The 18,415-nt window shown below is 60.5% G+C and carries 19 protein-coding genes; 15 read left to right on the plus strand and 4 right to left on the minus strand.

Annotated elements, in window-relative coordinates; all coding sequences use genetic code 11:
- Window positions 1–14 precede the first annotated feature (14 nt).
- Genes dhaL through DBV08_RS28250 form a run of 4 tightly spaced genes read left to right on the plus strand, consistent with a single transcriptional unit; the run spans window position 15 to window position 3,999 of the window.
- Entirely contained in the window at window positions 15–644 is a 630-nt protein-coding gene (gene dhaL / locus DBV08_RS33085) for a dihydroxyacetone kinase subunit DhaL (RefSeq protein ID WP_029256296.1), read from the plus strand.
- Window positions 641–1,534: a 3-keto-5-aminohexanoate cleavage protein gene (locus tag DBV08_RS28240; RefSeq protein WP_020909189.1), complete on the plus strand. Its 894-nt coding sequence runs from the start codon at window positions 641–643 to the stop codon at window positions 1,532–1,534. The genes dhaL and DBV08_RS28240 overlap by 4 nt, the downstream gene beginning before the upstream one ends.
- The gene (locus tag DBV08_RS28245; RefSeq protein ID WP_124569595.1) at window positions 1,527–3,257 is read left to right on the plus strand and encodes an IlvD/Edd family dehydratase; all 1,731 of its coding nucleotides are present in this window, start codon (window positions 1,527–1,529) and stop codon (window positions 3,255–3,257) included. Before DBV08_RS28240 ends, DBV08_RS28245 begins: the two co-directional genes overlap by 8 nt.
- The gene (locus DBV08_RS28250) at window positions 3,244–3,999 is read left to right on the plus strand and encodes an SDR family oxidoreductase (protein WP_095968425.1); all 756 of its coding nucleotides are present in this window, start codon (window positions 3,244–3,246) and stop codon (window positions 3,997–3,999) included. Before DBV08_RS28245 ends, DBV08_RS28250 begins: the two co-directional genes overlap by 14 nt.
- 5 nt (window positions 4,000–4,004) lie before the next feature.
- On the opposite strand, the gene DBV08_RS28255 is transcribed toward DBV08_RS28250, so the two are convergent.
- From DBV08_RS28255 to DBV08_RS28265, 3 genes are all read right to left on the minus strand, one after another.
- On the minus strand, window positions 4,005–4,790 hold the full coding sequence (locus DBV08_RS28255) for an IclR family transcriptional regulator (protein WP_095968426.1): 786 nt from the start codon (window positions 4,788–4,790) through the stop codon (window positions 4,005–4,007).
- 92 nt (window positions 4,791–4,882) lie between these two features.
- Entirely contained in the window at window positions 4,883–6,439 is a 1,557-nt protein-coding gene (locus DBV08_RS28260) for an alpha/beta fold hydrolase (RefSeq protein ID WP_124569596.1), read from the minus strand.
- A gap of 77 nt (window positions 6,440–6,516) precedes the next feature.
- The gene (locus DBV08_RS28265) at window positions 6,517–7,284 is read right to left on the minus strand and encodes a MerR family transcriptional regulator (RefSeq protein WP_095968428.1); all 768 of its coding nucleotides are present in this window, start codon (window positions 7,282–7,284) and stop codon (window positions 6,517–6,519) included.
- A gap of 174 nt (window positions 7,285–7,458) precedes the next feature.
- Here DBV08_RS28265 and DBV08_RS28270 point away from each other — a divergent pair, with 174 nt between their 5' ends.
- The 4 genes from DBV08_RS28270 (at window position 7,459) to DBV08_RS28285 (ending at window position 10,944) form a co-directional block, all read left to right on the plus strand.
- Window positions 7,459–8,409, plus strand: coding sequence for a TauD/TfdA family dioxygenase (locus DBV08_RS28270; RefSeq protein WP_124569597.1), 951 nt, complete (start codon window positions 7,459–7,461; stop codon window positions 8,407–8,409).
- Window positions 8,410–8,551: 142 nt separating this feature from the next.
- Window positions 8,552–9,682 carry an ABC transporter permease gene (locus DBV08_RS28275; RefSeq protein WP_124569658.1) on the plus strand — a complete coding sequence of 377 codons (1,131 nt, stop codon included), beginning with the start codon at window positions 8,552–8,554 and terminating at the stop codon, window positions 9,680–9,682.
- Window positions 9,679–10,365 (plus strand): ABC transporter ATP-binding protein, encoded by a 687-nt coding sequence (locus DBV08_RS28280; protein WP_124569598.1) that lies wholly within the window; start codon window positions 9,679–9,681, stop codon window positions 10,363–10,365. The genes DBV08_RS28275 and DBV08_RS28280 overlap by 4 nt, the downstream gene beginning before the upstream one ends.
- A 27-nt stretch (window positions 10,366–10,392) precedes the next feature.
- Complete coding sequence (locus DBV08_RS28285; RefSeq protein WP_124569599.1) at window positions 10,393–10,944, plus strand: TetR/AcrR family transcriptional regulator; 552 nt, start codon at window positions 10,393–10,395, stop codon at window positions 10,942–10,944.
- A 9-nt stretch (window positions 10,945–10,953) separates the two neighbouring features.
- Here DBV08_RS28285 and DBV08_RS28290 read toward each other — a convergent pair whose 3' ends face one another.
- Window positions 10,954–11,328, minus strand: coding sequence for a nitroreductase family deazaflavin-dependent oxidoreductase (locus DBV08_RS28290; protein WP_124569600.1), 375 nt, complete (start codon window positions 11,326–11,328; stop codon window positions 10,954–10,956).
- 109 nt (window positions 11,329–11,437) lie between these two features.
- On the opposite strand from DBV08_RS28290, the gene DBV08_RS28295 reads away from it, so the two are divergent.
- From DBV08_RS28295 to DBV08_RS28330, 7 genes are all read left to right on the plus strand, one after another.
- The gene (locus DBV08_RS28295; RefSeq protein ID WP_124569601.1) at window positions 11,438–12,112 is read left to right on the plus strand and encodes a TetR/AcrR family transcriptional regulator; all 675 of its coding nucleotides are present in this window, start codon (window positions 11,438–11,440) and stop codon (window positions 12,110–12,112) included.
- A gap of 198 nt (window positions 12,113–12,310) precedes the next feature.
- On the plus strand, window positions 12,311–13,783 hold the full coding sequence (locus DBV08_RS28300) for an aromatic amino acid ammonia-lyase (RefSeq protein WP_124569602.1): 1,473 nt from the start codon (window positions 12,311–12,313) through the stop codon (window positions 13,781–13,783).
- 99 nt (window positions 13,784–13,882) lie between these two features.
- Window positions 13,883–14,998 (plus strand): ABC transporter ATP-binding protein, encoded by a 1,116-nt coding sequence (locus DBV08_RS28305; RefSeq protein ID WP_124569603.1) that lies wholly within the window; start codon window positions 13,883–13,885, stop codon window positions 14,996–14,998.
- Window positions 14,995–15,645, plus strand: a complete 651-nt coding sequence (locus DBV08_RS28310; RefSeq protein WP_003940005.1) for an ABC transporter permease — start codon at window positions 14,995–14,997, stop codon at window positions 15,643–15,645. The genes DBV08_RS28305 and DBV08_RS28310 overlap by 4 nt, the downstream gene beginning before the upstream one ends.
- Window positions 15,642–16,382: an ABC transporter permease gene (locus DBV08_RS28315; RefSeq protein ID WP_124569604.1), complete on the plus strand. Its 741-nt coding sequence runs from the start codon at window positions 15,642–15,644 to the stop codon at window positions 16,380–16,382. Before DBV08_RS28310 ends, DBV08_RS28315 begins: the two co-directional genes overlap by 4 nt.
- A gap of 11 nt (window positions 16,383–16,393) precedes the next feature.
- Entirely contained in the window at window positions 16,394–17,302 is a 909-nt protein-coding gene (locus DBV08_RS28320) for an ABC transporter substrate-binding protein (protein ID WP_124569605.1), read from the plus strand.
- 332 nt (window positions 17,303–17,634) lie between these two features.
- The gene (locus tag DBV08_RS28330; protein ID WP_124569606.1) at window positions 17,635–18,390 is read left to right on the plus strand and encodes a hypothetical protein; all 756 of its coding nucleotides are present in this window, start codon (window positions 17,635–17,637) and stop codon (window positions 18,388–18,390) included.
- The last annotated feature ends 25 nt before the right edge of the window (window positions 18,391–18,415 follow it).

The following is an 18,415-nucleotide window of genomic DNA, read 5'->3' on the forward strand; positions in this document are numbered from 1 at the left end:
AAAAGAGTTTCATGATGACAACGTTGAGCGTCGGGGACACTCGGGCGTGGATCGATCGATTTGCCGACGCTGCCGAAGATCAATTCGATTCCCTCACAGATTTGGACCGGCTTGTCGGAGACGGCGATTTCGGAATGAATCTGCGGACGGGCCTGCGAAGTGCGGTGCAACGACTTCGTTCCGACCCGCCGACCAGTCCTGGTGAAGTGTTCGCCCGTACGTCGGATGCGTTTCTCGGCATCGGTGGGACAAGCGGACCACTTCTCGGTCTGTGGTTCGGCCGGATCGGAGCAGTCTCTGGAGTTGAAGTGACCGCAACAGACTTGGCTTCTGCCCTAGGTACGGCGACAGCTGCGGTGCAGCGTCTCGGCAATGCCCAGGTGGGTCACAAGACCATGGTCGACGCCATGGTCCCCGCAACCAGCGCATTGACCGAGGCGGCAGTCAGCGGGGCAACCTTGTCTGCTGCCTTGAGCTCTGCGGCCACGGCTGCGAGGCTCGGCGCCGAATCGACTCGCGCGATGCTCGCCCGCCGCGGACGCGCGACCTACGTGGGAGAACACGCCAGGGGCGTCGAGGACCCCGGGGCATCGGCGATTGCCATGTTCTTCGCCGCATCCAGCTACAAGAGCGTTCCGGCATGAGCGATCTGCGAGACAAGGTCATCGTCACAGTTGCCCCGACGGGTGGCTTCCTCACTGTTGCCGACAATCCGTTCATTCCGACTCAGCCTGAGCAGATTGCGGCGGATGTGGCACGCTGCCACAGCGCTGGAGCCAGCGTGGCAGCACTTCATGCTCGACGACCGGACGATCAAGCGACCTGTGATGCCGCAATCTATCGGCGGATGAATACGCTTGTCCGCCAAAGCTGCGACATCGTGATCAACAACTCGACCGGCGGCGGAGTCAACGGTGACATGGTGAGTGTTCGCAGTGACGGAACGCGCGTCGTGGACTGGGACGCGAGGCTGCAGGGCCTGCATGGCGGAGCAGACACATGCACGCTCGATGCCATCACGGCCTATGTGACATCACCGGTCGGTGAGGTACTGATGGACACGCCGCCCAGTCGTGCCGCCGAACTGGCAGCGTCAATGCGCGAACTAGGAATCAAACCTGAATGGGAGGCCTTCAGCCCGTCACATCTGCTCCAGGAGATACGTACGTTGACCGAAGAGCAGCCTGGCCCGCACCTCGTCAATCTTGTACTGGGACTTGATCGAACTTTTCAGAATGCGATGCCGTACTCCCCGCAGATCTTGCAGCAGATGGTGGAACACCTACCGGAGAAATCGGTCTTCTCCGTGAGCATCAGCGGGCCAGATCAACTGCGTGGTCTGACTCATGCACTCGTGCTCGGTGGGCACGTGCGTGTGGGAATCGAAGACTATCCGTTTCTCGCGAATGGGGAGCCGGCCGAGAACGTTCGTTTGGTGGAGAACATCGTCGACATCGTCCAGCGACTCGGAATGCAGCCTGCAACACCTGGGGAGGCAAGGGCAATCCTTGGTTTGGAGGGTTCGGATGAGTAGAACACCGACGAGTAGAACACTTCGCTCGCAGGATTGGTTCGGAGGCAATGATCTCAATGCATTCATCCACCGCTCGTGGATGAAGAACCAGGGTATCCCTGATCGGATGTTCGACGGCCGACCGGTTATCGGTATCTGCAACACGTATTCCGAGCTCACGCCGTGCAACGCTCACTTCAGAGATCTGGCCGAGCAGGTGCGACTGGGTGTCATCGAAGCGGGCGGATTTCCAGTTGAGTTTCCGGTGATGTCATTGGGTGAGACGATCATCCGCCCCACCACGATGCTCTATCGGAACCTCGTCAGCATGGACGTGGAGGAGTCGATTCGAGCCAATCCGATCGACGGCGTCGTACTGCTCTGCGGCTGCGACAAAACCACCCCGGCGCTGGTAATGGGCGCAGCCAGTTGTGACCTTCCCACCATTGTCGTATCCGGTGGGCCCATGTTGAACGGCCGCCATCAAGGTAAAACTGTCGGATCTGGAACCTCGGTGTTCGAGATGAGTGAAGCAGTGCGAGCGGGGTGCATGAGCGAATGTGAGTTCAGAGCAGCGGAATCGGCGATGTCTCGATCGCCTGGTCACTGCAACACTATGGGCACCGCGTCGACGATGGCTTCGATTGTCGAGACTTTGGGCCTCACGCTGCCCGGTAATGCTGCGATCCCGGCAGTGGATTCACGGCGGCGTGTACTTGCACGCGACAGCGGCGTGAGAATCGTGGAGATGGTTGTCGAGAACCTGACGATGTCTTCGGTCGTCGACCGAAATTCATTCGAGAATGCGATCAAGGTGAACACGGCGATCGGTGGGTCCACCAACGCTGTGGTGCATCTGCTTGCCATCGCCGGAAGACTGGAAATTCCTCTCGAGCTCAGCGATTTCGGCGAGCAGAGTCGTGACGTTCCTCTGCTGGTCAACCTCATGCCCTCGGGCACCTACTTGATGGAAGATTTCTTCTACGCCGGCGGGCTGCCTGCGGTGATCGCCGAGCTCGGAGACATCCTCCATCTGACCGCCGCCACAGTTACCGGAAAGACGCTCGGTGAAAACAACTCCGGTGAAGCAATCTGGGACCGCGACGTAATTCGTAGCACGACGGCACCATTGCTGGAGCAAGCCGGCATAGCGGTGCTGACTGGCAACCTCGCGCCGAACGGTGCAGTGATCAAGCCATCTGCGGCGTCGCCGGACTTGCTCAACCACGTGGGTCGTGCCGTCGTGTTTCACGGAATGGATGACTTCACGGCGCGCGTCGACTCGCCGGATCTAGACATCGAGGCCGGGGACGTCATCGTCCTCACCGGTGCGGGGCCGAAGGGGTTTCCGGGGATGCCAGAGGTAGGTAATCTACCGCTTCCGCGGAAGTTGCTCGAGCAGGGTGTGCGAGACATGGTGAGGATCTCCGATGCGCGAATGAGTGGAACCGCCTTCGGCACAGTCGTTTTGCACGTTGCACCCGAGGCGGAAGCAGGTGGACCGCTGGGTGCGGTCAAGGATGGTGATTTGATCGAATTGGATGTCGCTCGTGGGGTTTTGCGTGTACTCGTCGACGACGACGAGCTGGCCAGGCGTCTCGAGGCGTTGCCGCCGCGCTTACAAAAGTGCACGAGTGGGTATCAACGACTGTTCGTAGATCATGTGATGCAGGCTGACCGAGGGGTCGATTTCGATTTCCTGGTAGGCAAGCGTGGAACGGAGGTACACGGTGACAATCACTGAGCGCGTGAGCCGAGTCGTGGTCGTGACCGGTGCAGGGTCAGGACTCGGCCGCGCAATGGCCATCGGTCTACTCGACGCCGGACACCATGTTGTACTGGCCGGTCGAAACAGAGCGAGTTTGGATGCGACGGGGGCGAGTCACGAGCGCTCAGTGGTAATTCCCGCTGATGTGTCTTCGCCCGATTCGGTTCACCGGTTGTTCGCGTCTGTGTCTGAGCGTTTCGGCAGACTCGATGTGCTTGTCAACAACGCAGGGACATTCGGGCCATCGGGGAGTGTGGACGAGATCGATCCTGAAGCCTGGAACGCGACGGTCGCAGCCAATCTCACCGGTGTATTCCTTTGTGCGCGTGAAGCGATTCGGATCATGAAAACGCAGGATCCGAGAGGAGGCCGGATCATCAACAACGGTTCGCTCTCTGCTCACACACCACGGCCCGACAGCGCCGCCTACACGGCGAGCAAACACGGTGTGTCAGGCTTGACGAAGTCGATCTCTCTCGACGGCCGAGAGTTCGACATCTGCTGCAGCCAAATCGACATCGGTAATGCGGCAACTGATATGACAGCCGGAATCGGCCACTCCGCCAGACAATCCGACGGCACCACCAAGCCGGAGCCGACGTTCGATCCACGTCATGTGGCGGACACCGTTGTACAACTGATCGATCTACCACTCGACGTGAATGTCCCGACTCTGACGATCATGGCCAACCGTATGCCGTACGTCGGGCGTGGTTGACGGCGTCAACGTCGTTGTAGGACAGGGCGGACGACGGACTGGGCGCTCGAGAGATCGCGTGAGATGGCGATTGCCGTCGTCCGCACCGCCGCGTCGATACGGGTCAGATTGATTCGGCCGGCCATGCCGGAAATGGAGATAGCGCCGAGGACGTCTTCGTCGGGGCCGAATATTGGTGCTGCGGCGCCGACGATCCGGGGAAATGCTTCCTGGCGGTCGAAGGCGACACCACGCTTGCGAACACGGTCCAGCTCTCGGCGGAAGAGTTCGGGATCGGTGATGGTGTTCTCGGTGTGTGCCTCGAGTAGAGTGGGCATCGCGAAGTCCGAAGAGTCTGTGAAGGCCAATACTGCTTTGCCGGAACAACTTGCGTGTGCAGGCCATCGACCGCCGATCTGTTGAGGAAGGCGTGGTCCGTCGTCTCCGCGGAAGACATCCAGGTAAACCACGTCGAAACCGTCCAACACCGCGAGGCCCACATTGTGTCCGGTTGCTTCACGCAGTGCCGAGAGGTGTCGGCGCGCTGCTTCGCGGAGGTTTCGCTGCCGTGGAACGGATTCACCGATCTCAAACAAGAGCAGGCCGAGGCGGTAGTTGGTTCCTTGCCGTTCGAGCAACCCGACTCGGACGAGATCGTCGACCATTCGGTACACCGTTGTTTTCGCCATGCCGGTTCGGCGAACCAGCGCTGCTGCGCTGAGAACGCCTGAGCTGTCACGAAAAGTCTTCAGGATCTCGGTGGAACGACCAATTGCCGAAATCTCGCCGTCGGCCCGATGAATGGGACTCACCGAACTATTCTGTCTGCCTGATGCGCGATTGTCGAGGGGCAATCGCGCATCAGATCACGCAGGTCTTCCGGCGACGGGATCACCGGATACCGTCACGACTCGCACACCACGTCCTCTTCCGGCAGTGTGCCGTCGAGCAGGTACGAGTTGACGGCGGCGTTTGCGCAAGCATTCGCGTAACCGGGGAACACCGCATGAGTACGGCCTGGAACTGTCACGAGCCGTGAGCCTTTCATCGCTTCATGCATGCCGAGTCCTTCGTCGTACGTCGTGCGGGTGTCACCGGTTGCCTGAATCTGCAATGTCGGAACGTTGTTGTCGATGTCGATCCGCGTCGGGGCCTCACTGCGCCAGAATGCACACGGCATGATCGTGTTGTGAGTGCCGGCAAAGATCGGCTGATCAGTGCGGTGCTCCTCCAACTTGTCGCGGTACCACTGGGGATCGCTCGGCATCGACACGTCTCCGCAGACAATGGCGATTGTTCCGGCATAGTCAGGGCCGGTTCCCAACTCGGTCTGGAACCACGCCTGCATCAGTCCCGTCAGCTGGGGATGGATGTTCTCGACGGTCTTGCCGGCGGCGAGATCGCGCAACTGAACCAATACCTGTGCGAATGCCTCGCTCTCCATCTCGGTGTCGCCGGTTCCGTTGACGTACATCAGGAATGGAAGGACGTGATCATCGACGACGTAGTCACCGATACGAATCGGAGTGGTGGCAGCGTCCGAGATCAGCTTCTCGATGAGGGCTCGAACCTCGGCGGGCGTCGATCCGAGTGCATAGGTGGAGTTGTGTTCTGCTGCCCACCGCGAGAAACCGTCGATAGCCTTCTCGTTGGCCGGGCCCATGTCCTGGAACATTTCGTATCCGTATTTCTTCGGGTCCGGTGCACTGTCGAGAACCACACGGTCGATCCGGTCGGGGAACATTTGAGCATAGGTTGCACCCAGATATGTGCCGTACGACCACCCGAAGTACGACGCTTTCTCCTGGTCGAGGGCATCGCGAATCACGTCGAGATCGCGGGCGATGTTCTGAGTATTGATGTGCGGCAGATAGTCCGGGTACTTGTCCCAGCATTTGTCGGCGGCCTCGCGTGCGAGCGCAACACTTTCGTTCCATCCCTCATCCGTGGTACCGGGTGAACGCATCCATGTCATCTGCTCGACGCCGCAGTCGATCGGCGTGCTCTTGCCGAGTCCTCGGGTGTCCATACCGATGACGTCGTATGCCGCTGCGACTTCCGGTGTCATGCCCGCGTTCAGAATCTCGGGCAAGCCCAGACCTCGGCCGCCCGGGCCGCCGGGGTTGGTGAGCAGGATCCCGCGTCGCTGCGCGGGGTCGGTGGAGGCGACCCGCGAGATCGCCACTTCGATCGTCTTGCCGTCAGCGGCGGAATAGTCCAAAGGTACTGTGACCATGGCGCAGTCACTTGCCGTGGATGTCGCGGTATCGGCGGCGCACGGCCCCCATTCGACAGTCTGATCGTAGAACGCGCTGAGATCGGGTTGTGGAGCTGTCTGCGGGGCAGCAGGTTCCGAGCACGCCGCCAATGCGGGCACAGCGAGTGCGGCCGCAGCGACGGTGGAAGCCAGCCATTTTCGTGGTCGAGGCATGCGTGATCTGGGCATGATGGATCCAGTCATTGTCGTGTCCTTGCGTCGAGCCCTCTTCGGGCAGCATTGATCGCCCCACTTCTGATGTGGGGATTCGGTGTCGGGGTTCAGGGTCGGGATTGGCGGGCGGCGAACTCCGCAGCCACAGCCTTCGCGAATCTTTCCTGGGTGACGGTTCGTCGATCCGCTTGGTGTTCGCGCAGTACCGCTACCAGTCGAGTTGGGGAAGCGTTCTCCGGTGCAGCTTGTTCGGGTAGCACGCTCTCGGTGAAGTCGCAGAACTGAATGGCAAGGGCCGCAATTGTATCCGCGTCCGCCGGTGCGTCGGCGAGGGCATACATGCGGGCTATCAGTTCGATGGCCTGCTCGCGGTTCGGCTCAGCCAATACCCGGCGATGTGCGGACAGGAGTGAATCGCAGACCTCGGGATCACCCCCGGAGACCGTGAGTGCGAGGATCAGAAGTTCGCGCTCGTTGTCGATCCACGCTGTCGGCGCACCGGCAACGACATACTGTGCGAGCACTTCCGAAAACGCATCGGGTAGTTCAGGGTCGGCGTTGCGGCGCAGCGACTCGATGTGAGCACGCTGAACAGCGATCTGTTCGGCCTTTGTTGCCAAGTCCTTGTCGAGGGCATCGAGTGCGGACCGGGTGTCGTGAGCGTCGCCGTCGAGGAGCTCGGCGATCTTGGCGACAGGAATCCCCAGATCGCGCAGGCGGCGGATGCGGCTCAGTCGTGCCAGGTCCACCGCGCGGTACATGCGGTAGCCGTTCGGTTGGCGTTGTGGTTCTTCGAGAAGGCCGTTCGAGTGGTAGTAGCGCACGGATCTGACGGTGGTGCCGGCCAATTTGGCCAGCTCGCCGATGGTCATCATCGCCTTGCCCTCCCGTGATCGAATCGGATTCCGTCTGTGGAAACCATTCTCCAACCCTGACGCGGCGTCAGGGTCAAGGTGCGACCGGGGAACGTGACCGTTGACACATTAAGGATGAAACCTTAACGTGGGTACCGTCCGTTACGACATTGTCGATTCCGAGGAAGTGCCCTGATGGCTACCCTTTTTCCTGCGGCAACAATCTTTCCGATTCCCACCGATCCGCTTGCTGCCTACGGTCCACTCGTTGCTCGCCGGAATCCTGAGTCGGTAGTTACGGCGCCGTACGAACACTTTGCAGTCAAGGCGGTCGCGCCGACGATCGGAGCGGAAATCTCCGGTATACGACTCGGTGGGGGCCTGTCCGATGCCGTGATTGCGGAGCTCCGCCGAGCTCTCCTCGAATGGAAAGTCCTCTTCTTTCGGAATCAGGACCTCGACCGAGCGGAACATCGAGCATTTGCCGAGCGTTGGGGCGATCTGGAACAGCATCCGTTCTTCAAGTACACGCAGCCCGGGCAGACGGACGTCGATGTCACGACGCTGGCCAAGGATGGGATGGTCGGCGGCGTCGAGAACAACTGGCACAACGACGTGACGTGGCACGAGTTTCCATCGTTTGCTGCCGTGCTTCGTGCAGTCGAGGTGCCAGAGGTGGGTGGTGACACATTGTGGGCTGACACCGCTGCTGCCTACGATCTGCTTCCGGAAGACGTCAAGAGGCGAATCGATCCTCTTGTTGCTGAACATGATTGGATCAATTCTTTCGGGAGGTCGATGCCGGCCGATGCCGTCGAGATGCTGCGTCCGAAGTTCCCCGCGGTGCACCATCCGGTGGTTCGGGTCATTCCGGAAAGCGGCAGGCGGGTGTTGTTCGTCAACATGACCTTCACGCAGAAAATCTTGGGGGTATCCGAAGAGGAGTCGAACGAGCTTCTCGCGATGCTCTACCGGCACGTCAACCGTCCGGAGTTTCAGGTCCGTCTCAAGTGGGAGCCGAATACCGTTGCCTTCTGGGACAACCGAACGTGCCAGCACTATGCAGCCAGCGACTACTTCCCGGCGAGACGTGTGATGGACCGAATCTCGATTGTGGGAGATCGACCAGTGGGCATTGTGGGTTGATTCGGCACTCACTGCTTCGGTTGCCTACTACAAGTCGTAGTTATGTACCTCACATAGCTTTTCGACGCCTTGTCGATATGATTTCGACAAGGCGTCGATAAAAGTCGGCGTGACTCGCATCGACGACTTTGGAGCTTCCCGAATGTTCCTCGCCCTGCGTGAACTGTGGTTTGCGCGAAATCGATTCCTCTTGATGGGTGCCGTGGTTGCCCTCATCGCGATCCTGATGGTGATCCTGTCCGGGCTCTCGTCCGGCCTGGTCAACGATGGTGTGTCCGCGTTGCAGCGGACACCGATCCAGGCATTCGCCTTCGCTCCGGACACGAAGGCAGACTCTGCCTTTTCACGGTCGGTCGTCACCGAAGAGCAGGCGCAGGCATGGCGCGCGCAACCGGATGTCCAAGACGCCGAACTGTTCGGAAACATGATCGTCAATGCAAAAACTCGCAGTGGCACTCCCGTCGATCTCACTCTTTTCGGCATCGAACCGGGCTCGTTCCTCGAACCCGCCCCTGCCGAGGGGAGGGCTTTGCTCGCTGACACCGACATCATCGTCAGCTCCACCTTCCGTGACGACGGTGTCTCGATCGGTGACACCGTCGTACTCGACCGACTCGGCACCGAGCTGACAGTGGTCGGATTCACCGAAGACAAACGCACTTTCGGACACGTCGACGTCGCCTACCTGCCCTTGCATACCTGGCAGGAGGTACACGCCGGCGCCAAGATCGGCGAAACTGTCAACGCCAGTGCGTATTCCGAGGCAAGTGTTGTGGCAATCCGAGGCAAGGGCGATGCGTTGCCGGACCTCGCATCGGGAGATGCGGCGGCGGGAACGTCTGCCAAGACGCTCGAGGACTCTTTCGACTCGTCACCGGGTTTCTCCGCGGAAATGATGACGATGTCGATGATCAAGGCGTTTCTGTACGCGATCTCCGCGCTGGTTGTCGGCGCATTCTTCAGTATCTGGACTGTTCAGCGCGGTCGTGAACTCGCTGTGTTGCGTGCGATGGGTGCTTCCACCGGTTTCCTGCTCCGCGACGGACTGGCGCAGGCATTGGTGGTGCTGCTCGGCTCCATCGGTGTTGGCGTCGTACTCGGGTTGGGCCTCGGCTCTGGACTCGAAGGTGGAGGAATGCCGTTCGCTCTCGAGTCCGGTCCGATCGTCAACGGCGCGGCGCTCTTGGCGGTACTCGGGCTGATGGGCGCAGCCGTTGCCATCGTCCGCATCACCCGTGTCAACCCGCTCACCGCGTTGGGAGAAAACCGATGACCACAGTCGAAAAGACCACTACCGGATTGACATTGGACGCGGTCTGTCTTCGATTCGGTGACGGTGACTCCACGGTGCTCGCCCTCGACGACGTGAATCTCGACGTCCGGCGTGGGGAACTCGTCGCGATCGTCGGGCCGTCAGGCGCTGGTAAGTCGAGCTTGCTCGCTGTCGCAGGCGGCCTCGCGCGTACCTCGAGTGGGTCGGTCGTCATAGACGGCGCCGACGTCACGGCCATGCCGGCCCGTGCCCTGGCCGAACTCCGGCGAGACAAGATCGGATTCGTCTTTCAATCCGGAAACCTTGTTCCGGCGTTGACGGCGCGTGATCAGCTTCGGCTGGTTGCCAAGATTACGGGGCGGCCCGGACGCGACGCCGATGAACTGCTCGACTCGGTCGGTATGAGTCACCGTGCCGATCGCCGGCCCGGGCAGCTCTCCGGAGGCGAACGTCAACGTGTGGGTATCGCTCGGGCACTGATGAGTAATCCCTCGCTCCTGCTCGTAGACGAGCCGACGGCTGCTCTCGACCGCAAGCGCAGCCACGAAGTGGTTGAACTGCTCTCGCGCGAAACTCATGAAGCAGGCGTCGCTACGATCATGGTGACCCACGATCACGACGTGCTCGGGCACTGCGACCGCATCCTCGAAATGGTTGACGGTCGATTGCGTCAGAGCGAGTAAGCCCGCAAGGGGACTGGAGGAGATTCGGTGCCGAGGATCGATGCCCCCACTGTGGCCGAGCATCGCGCTGCTCAGCGCCGTTCTCTCCTCGACGCTGCACACGCTCTTCTGTCCGAGACCCCGGACCGGCCGCCGGGGCTCGGTGAGGTTGCAGCGAAGGCCGGGCTCGCCAGGTCGAGTGCCTACCACTATTTCCGGTCCCGAGAGGATCTCCTCAGCGCTGTCGTCGAAGACATGTTCCCGCGCTGGAACGACAAGATCGTCGAGGCGATGGCAGGCGCCGACGATCCGGTATGGGCGTACGTCGAAGCAAATCTGCAATTGGTTGCCGACGGGGAGCATGCGATAGTCGGAGCGCTGGCGACGCTGACCCCGCAAACGTTTCGAGATTCGCGGATCATGGAAATGCACGACAGTCTTGTGCTTCCACTGGTCGAGGCACTCCGTCTCCGCGGTGTGTCGGACCCCAAGCTCACCGCGAAGTTGATCAACTCGCTCGTGCATACGGGTACAGAACTGATCGAATCCGGTTGCAGCATGGACGAAGTCAGGTCCGCCGTGCGCGAGGTCCTCGCGTGACGAGCAGGTTCAAGCCGTGATCAGATCCATCCGGAGATACTCGGTGATGCGGAGCATCCTCGGGGGTTGGGACACGTCTGAGGAAAGTGCTTGAAATGCTTCGTCTTTCGCGACGAGGCGCGGGGCGCCGAGGCTCACCTCCGTCTCGTCGACCGACAGTCGAGCGCTCCCCGCTTTCAAGACGTTCTGCACCCAGTCCGAGCCTGATCCGTACACCAGGATGAAGACGTAGCCGCCGTCGACCGGATAGGCGTCGAGAGGCGTCTGATAGGTCGTCCCGGATGTGCGTCCGACGTGTGTCAGTACCGGCCACTTCCCGCTCGAGATCGCTCGCGGGTTGAACACTCGCTTGTTGACGTGTCCCCACCATCTCGGCATCGGCATCGTGATCTCCTTTCGCGAGCGCCTTACGAGCGTAAGGCTGACTTACACCTGTAAGGGTGACTTACATCTGTAAGGTTGTCAACGTATTCGTTCCTCGGAGGGAGTCTGTGTGGCACGGCAACCGCGACAGTCGCTGAACAGAACTCGCGTGATCGAGGGTGCAATCCGCGTTGCCGACGCAGGCGGTGTCGAGGCCGTCACGATGCGACGAGTGGCTCAGGAATTGGGCATCGAAGCAATGTCGCTCTACCACCACGTGCCCAACAAAGATGCGATTCTCGACGGCGTCGTCGATGCGGTCTTCGAGACGATCGATCTACCCGACAGCGAGTGTGCGGATTGGCGAGATGCAATCCGTGGACGCGCCTTCTCCGCTCGCGCAGTCCTGTCGCAGCACCGTTGGGCTCTCGGTCTGCTGGATTCGCGACGCAACCCTGGCTCGGCGACTTTGCGTCATCTCGACGCTGTGCTGGGAGTTCTCCGGAAGGCGGGGTTCACGCTGCCGATGGCCGCCCATGGAGCCTCGCTGATCGACAGCTACATCGGCGGATATGTTCTCCAGGAGGCAAATCTACCGATCAGCGCCCCCGGCGACGTCGAAGAAGTTGCGAGTGGCATCCTCGAGCACCTTCCGGCTGAAGAGTTGCCCTTCCTTCACGAGATGATCGTCGATCACGGTCTGAGTCCGGCTTACGACCACACGAGTGAGTTCGCCTACGGTCTCGATCTCATTCTCGATGCGCTGGAGGCGCGTCGGAGATCGGCGACACCCGTCCTCGAATAGCGATCATTCGTGTTCAGTTGCTCACTCGTACTGGGGTGACGCAAGGTGTGCGCACGCGGATGAGCTGCGGTGTCCCTATTGACAGGTGGCTGTATATACAGGAATATACATTCATCAAAAGTGACCCAGGGCACATTGCATGGATCATGTGATGCACACCGGTCGTGATGGCCGAGTCCTTCGATCGATGGAGTTCTGATGACTGAACGTCTTCCTGCGGAAGACCGGACGGAAGACGACAATGTCGTGCTCGACGGGAAAGGGTTGTCGGTTCACCGGGTGAACGAAATTGCGCGAGAGCCGGCCGTGATTCGACCTGCCGCCGCGGCGCTCGAGCTCACACGGCGGTCATGGGAGACCGCGGTTCGGGTTTCCTCCCGTCAAGCGGTGTACGGGCGCACGACGGGGGTAGGCGGGAATCGTGAAACGGCCGTCTCCGACGGTGTGCAGCAGGATCTGAGGCTTCTGAGAAGTCACGCGACGGGATCGGGCCCCAGGCTCCCGGACCGGGTGGTGCGCGCCGCGATCGTCATCCGCACCAATCAAATTCTCAACGGTGGCTCAGGCATGCATCCCGACATCATCGACGGTCTGGTCGCTGCTGTTGCATCGCAGAACCTGCCGACAGTGCACGCACGCGGTGCGATCGGAACGGGTGACCTGAGTGCGTTCTCCGAAATCGCCATGGGGCTGATCGGTGAGAGCCCGCTTCGCGACGGACGCACCGGAGTCAGTTGGATTCCGCACCACGGTGATGCACTTCCGTTCATTTCCACCAATGCGATGACGGTGGCGATCGCCGGCGACACCAGTATCGACGTCGCGCGGTGGCTTCAGCACTGCTTGGTCGTCAGTGTTCTTTCCGTGCTTGCGTCGCGGAGTTCGGTCGAACCGTTTGCTGCACAAGTACAGTCGGCAAGAATGCACTTCGGTCAAGCGGAGGTCGCCGAGCGGGTTCGCGATCTGCTGGCCCCACACGACATCACACCCGTGAGAGTTCAGGACTCGTTCGGGTTTCGCGCCCTACCGCAAATCTTGGGTGCCACCTGGCAAGCGGTGCATCGACTGCAGAACACGCTGAGTATCGAGATGAATTCGTCTTCCGAGAATCCGCTGGTGTCGGTCGAAGACGACATGGTGATCCACAACGGAAATTTCCATGCGATGCCAATCGCTCTTGCAGTTGACGAGGCGAAGTTGGCGGTCGCCAGTGCTGCCCTGCTCTCGCAATGCCGGCTCGCCAACCTCTCCGACCCTGCAGTCACCGGCCTCCGTGCGTTCCTCGCAGACGGTCCTGAGGGCAGCAGTGGAACCATGCTTCTCGAATACACGACTTCTGCTGCCATTGCCGAGATCCGCTCGTCGGCGGCACCGGGGTCGTTGGGCCACACGGTAATTTCGCGCGGAACCGAGGATCACGCAAGTTTTGCATCCCAAGCTGCAACCCAATTGGCGGACATTCTTGCCCAGTCTCGATTGGTGCTGGCGTGCGAACTGATCTCGGCAGTTCGCGCACTCTCACAACAACAGCGTGAGCTGGATCCGGCGACCGAGCTTGGTGCATACCTCGCGCGTGCGCGTTTGGTGCTGGATGCGAGGACCGAAGACCGGCCACTCAGTGCAGATCTGAGTGCTGCCGTGAACTTTCTTTCTCAACCGCTCGACCAGTAAGCAGGTGGACCGAATCACAAGTAGGTGTGTGCTCGAACGGAACTCGACCATTTCTCCTGGGTGCGTCCGGACTCAGGTCGACACGAAAGTAGTTCGTAGATGATCAAATTCGACAAGGTCACCAAGGCGTATCCAGACGGAACCATTGCCGTCGATGCTCTCGATCTGGAGTGCCCGACGGGAAAGATCACCGCCTTGGTGGGTCCTTCCGGCTGCGGCAAGACGACCTCACTCCGCATGATCAACAGGCTGATCGAACCGACGTCAGGCACGATTTCGCTCGACGGTGAGTCCGCAGCGGGAATGGATCCGGCTCTCCTGCGTCGACGCATCGGGTACGTGATCCAGCACGCGGGTCTCTTTCCCCATCGCACCATCGTCGACAACATTGCGACGATGCCTCGATTGCTCGGCGCGAGTAAAAAGGAATCTCGTGCTCGCGCTATGGAACTGCTCGAAACTGTTGGTCTGACGAGCAACTTCGCCGACCGCTATCCGTGGCAGCTCTCCGGAGGACAGCAGCAACGAGTCGGTGTCGCGCGAGCGTTGGCCGCGGATCCGTCATTCATGCTGATGGACGAACCGTTCAGCGCCGTTGATCCGGTCGTTCGCGGCCAGCTGCAAGACGAGTTTCTCCGCCTGCAGAAGGAAATCGGAAAGACGATCATCATCGTCACTCACGACATCGACGAAGCGCTGAAACTCGGGGATCAAGTGGTGGTACTGCGTACCGGCGGCATTCTTGCGCAGGCGGCGACGCCTCTCGAATTGCTGACTCAACCTGCTGACGAATTCGTTGCCGACTTCGTCGGGCGTGACCGTGGGTACCGATCGTTGGGGTTCACCACATTGGACGGCGAGTTACCGACAGTGTCAGAACCCGTTGCGCATCTGGGCGATTCCGCTGCGGCGGCCCGCGCACTCACCGGCGATACGTGGCTGTTGGTAGTGGATCCCGCGAACAAGCCGCTCGGATGGGTGAAGCCGGACGCGCTCACGGATTGTATCCGCCCGTACGACTTGAATCTCAGTGGAACACTTGCTGATTCCACAGGGACGATGCGCGCTCTGCTGGATGCGGCGCTGTCAGCGCCGAGCAAGCGTGGCGTCGTCGTGGACGACGCCGGACGCCTGGTGGGAACCGTCACCGCGCACGCTGCGGTGGAAGCCATCGAGGCCGCCGATCTGGCTGACGCGGGGAGGGCGCTCCGATGAACTTCGAATGGCTCGGACGTCAGTCCGACCGGATCATGGACCTGGTGGGATGGCATGTTCTGCTGTCGTTGATTCCCTTGGTGATCGGCTTGGTGGTCGCGTTGCCGATCGGCTGGGTCGCCTATCGCAGTCGTCGGTTGCATCCCTACGTGGTGGGCACGGCCGGATTGCTCTACACGATCCCTTCGCTCGCGCTGTTCGTGCTCCTGCCTCCGATTCTGGGTACCAAGATTCTGGACCCGATGAACATCATCGTGGCGCTCACCGTGTACACGGTTGCTCTGCTCGTGCGGGTAGTGGCCGATGCGCTCGATTCGGTTCCGCCGGAGACAGTTCTGGCAGCGACGGCGATGGGTTACCGGCCGTATCAGACGCTGTTGAAAGTGCAGTTGCCAGTGGGAGTTCCGGTGATCTGTGCGGGTTTGCGCGTCGCAGTCGTCTCGAATGTCAGTCTTGTCTCACTCGGCGCACTCCTGGGTATTCCGCAGATAGGTTCGTTGTTCACCCAGGGATTTCAGTTGCGTTTCTACACTCCCATCATCGCAGGTATCGCTCTGTGTCTGGTGCTGGCGTTGATTCTTGATCTCCTCATCATGTTGGCGAATCGGCTGTTGACGCCGTGGACCCCGAAAGTGACCACATCATGATCAACTACCTACTCGACGGATCCCACTGGACCGGGCCGGACGGTATCCCCACCCTTCTCGTTCAGCACTTGATGTACACCTTCGCCGCGCTGGCGGTGGCTGCGGTTATCGCGATCCCGCTCGGTCTCTACATCGGACACACGGGCCGAGGCTCCGTTGTTGTTGCTGGACTGGCCAACTCGCTACGAGCGCTGCCGACCATCGGTCTGCTGATCCTACTGGTTCTCATTATCGCGCCGTCATTCCCGAACAAACTCGCGTATCTGATCCCCAGCCTCATCGTCCTGGTGCTTCTCGCGATCCCTCCCATTCTCACCAACACGTATGCCGGAGTTCGAGCGGTCGATCAGGCTGCAGTCGACGCCGCGCGGGGGATGGGATTTCGGTCGATGCGGATCTTGACCGAGGTCGAGATTCCATGTGCCCTGCCACTCATGTTGTCCGGCATCAGAAGTGCCGTTCTTCAGATCGTCTCCACTGCGACTGTGGCCGCCTACATTTCGTTGGGCGGGCTCGGCCGGTTGCTGATCGACGGAAAAGCTCAGAGCGATTACGGCCAGATGGCGGCCGGAGCCGTACTGGTATCGCTGATTGCGCTGGTTTTCGATCTCGGAATCGGCGCACTGACTGCGCGGGTCGTTTCGCCTGGCATCACCAGGCGCGATCGGAAGAAGAAGTCAGAGAAGCCTGCCGCCACCGAACAACGCACTGCTGTGCCCGAGCCCGCACCGATCTGAGGACATTCGAAATGAAGAAGGTATTGATCGCCGCGTTGGTCGGTGTGACAGCGGTTGCATTGTCCGGCTGCGGAATCGGCAAGGACCCCTTGGCCACGGACGGCGGTGGTAGCGCTGAGGGCGCCATCGTGATCGGTTCCGCCGATTTTCCCGAGAGCCAACTGATTGCGACCATTTACGCCGAAGCGCTTCGTGCCAACGGTATCGACGTCACCGAGAAGTTGAACATCGGTAGCCGAGAACTCTATGTACCGGCATTGCGCGATGGTTCCATCGATCTGATCCCCGAGTATTCCGGCGCCTTGTTGCAATATCTGGACAGCAAGACAACGGCGACGGCTTCAGCTGAAGTATCCGCCGAAATCGATGCGAAATTGCCCAAGGGGCTGGTAGCTCTCGAGCCGTCGCCCGCTGAGGACAAGGATGTACTTGCCGTCAAACAGGAGACGGCAGAAAAGTATTCGCTCGAGACCGTCGAGGATCTGGTGCAGTACGCCGACGAGTTGACGCTCGGCGGACCGCCGGAATGGAAGACGCGCGAAAACGGTGTTGCCGGCTTGAAGACCAAGTACGGCCTCACGTTCCGGGAGTTCCTGGCACTCGATGCAGGTGGCCCCCTCACGCTCAATGCGCTCCTGAGCGGGCAGATACAGGTAGCCGATGTCTTCAGTACCGATCCCGCGATGCGCTCGGAGAACTTGGTTGCGCTCGAGGATACGAAGCATCTCTTCCTCGCCGAGAACATCACGCCGATCATCAACGAGTTGAAGGCTCGCGATGACGTCCGATCCGTGCTCGCGGGGGTTTCGGCGGCACTGACCACTGAAGACCTCATCGAGATGAACCAGCGCGTTGCCGATCTCGATGACATGAGCGACATCGCTCAGGACTGGTTGGAGAAGAATTCCCTGGTGCCATGACCGAAGGCCGGGTGGCGTTCTTGTCGTCGGTCGAACAGACGATATCGACACGCCGCCGCCCGGGGTAATGTCGCGAAGTCAGGCATGCCTCGACCTCGCGGGGAGCCGTTCCCACCAAGGATGCCGACATGCCGAGAAGCCGACCGCGCACACCAGTTGACCGAGTTCGGTACGGCGCAGCCACTACAACCACGGTTGTAGTGGCCGGCGTCTGTCTGTCGTTGTTTCTCGGTGGCTGTGCCTCTGACAGTCTCAACAGGACAGACGCAACGTCGTCAACGGAGTCTGCGTCGAGCACTGTTGTTTCGAGTAGTCCTGGGAAGGCATCGGCCGTGACAGAGGCAAGTTCAGAGAGATTCGGCTCGCTCGCGCTCGGTATGACACAGGCAGAAGCATTGTCGTCGTTGGGGAATCAGGCCGGAACGCCCACGCAGTTTCCGAGTTGCGCTGTCGTTCCGTTCACGACGTCTGGTGGCACTGGGCGGGCACTTCTCACCAGCGCCGGCGTCACCGTCATCGAATCATCGCCGGGAACGCTGACCGACCGCGGCGTCGGTGACGGCTCCACCGTGGCTCAGATCGAATCGGCCTACGGCAACGATCATTCGACAATGACGATTCAGACCGAGTCAGGCGAATCGATCTTCGTCACCACCGGAGATCCGCGGCAAGTCGGTAATGGCAACCCAGGAGGGTTGATCGGCTTTTCGATTCACGACGGCACGGTCGGGCCTCCCGTGATCGGTGGAGTCCCCGGCTTCGAGTACTGCTCGGGCAACTCGTCGACTTCGACTTCACAATTGCCGACGACATCCACATCCGAGGGGTGCGGAACGATCACCTACCCCGTGACAGGCGTTGTCGCCTCCATCGACAATCTGCAAGGTGGCGTCACTTGTGAGGTGGCAATGGGCATTGCCGAAAGGTACCTGAACGACACGTCGCTCAGTCATGCCGGAAATACCTGGTCAGCGGAGTTCGACGGCTGGCTGTGCAGCGTCTTGACTGCAACCGCCAGCGAGCTCGAAGGGCATAGTTTGGAGTGTGCTGACAGATCTCGCGGCATCAGCTTTCAGGCCGTTCCGTAGATCTGCTCAGTGTTGCTGAATGTAC

It is taken from the genome of Rhodococcus sp. KBW08 (assembly GCF_003852455.1).
Taxonomy (GTDB): Bacteria; Actinomycetota; Actinomycetes; order Mycobacteriales; family Mycobacteriaceae; genus Rhodococcus_F; species Rhodococcus_F baikonurensis.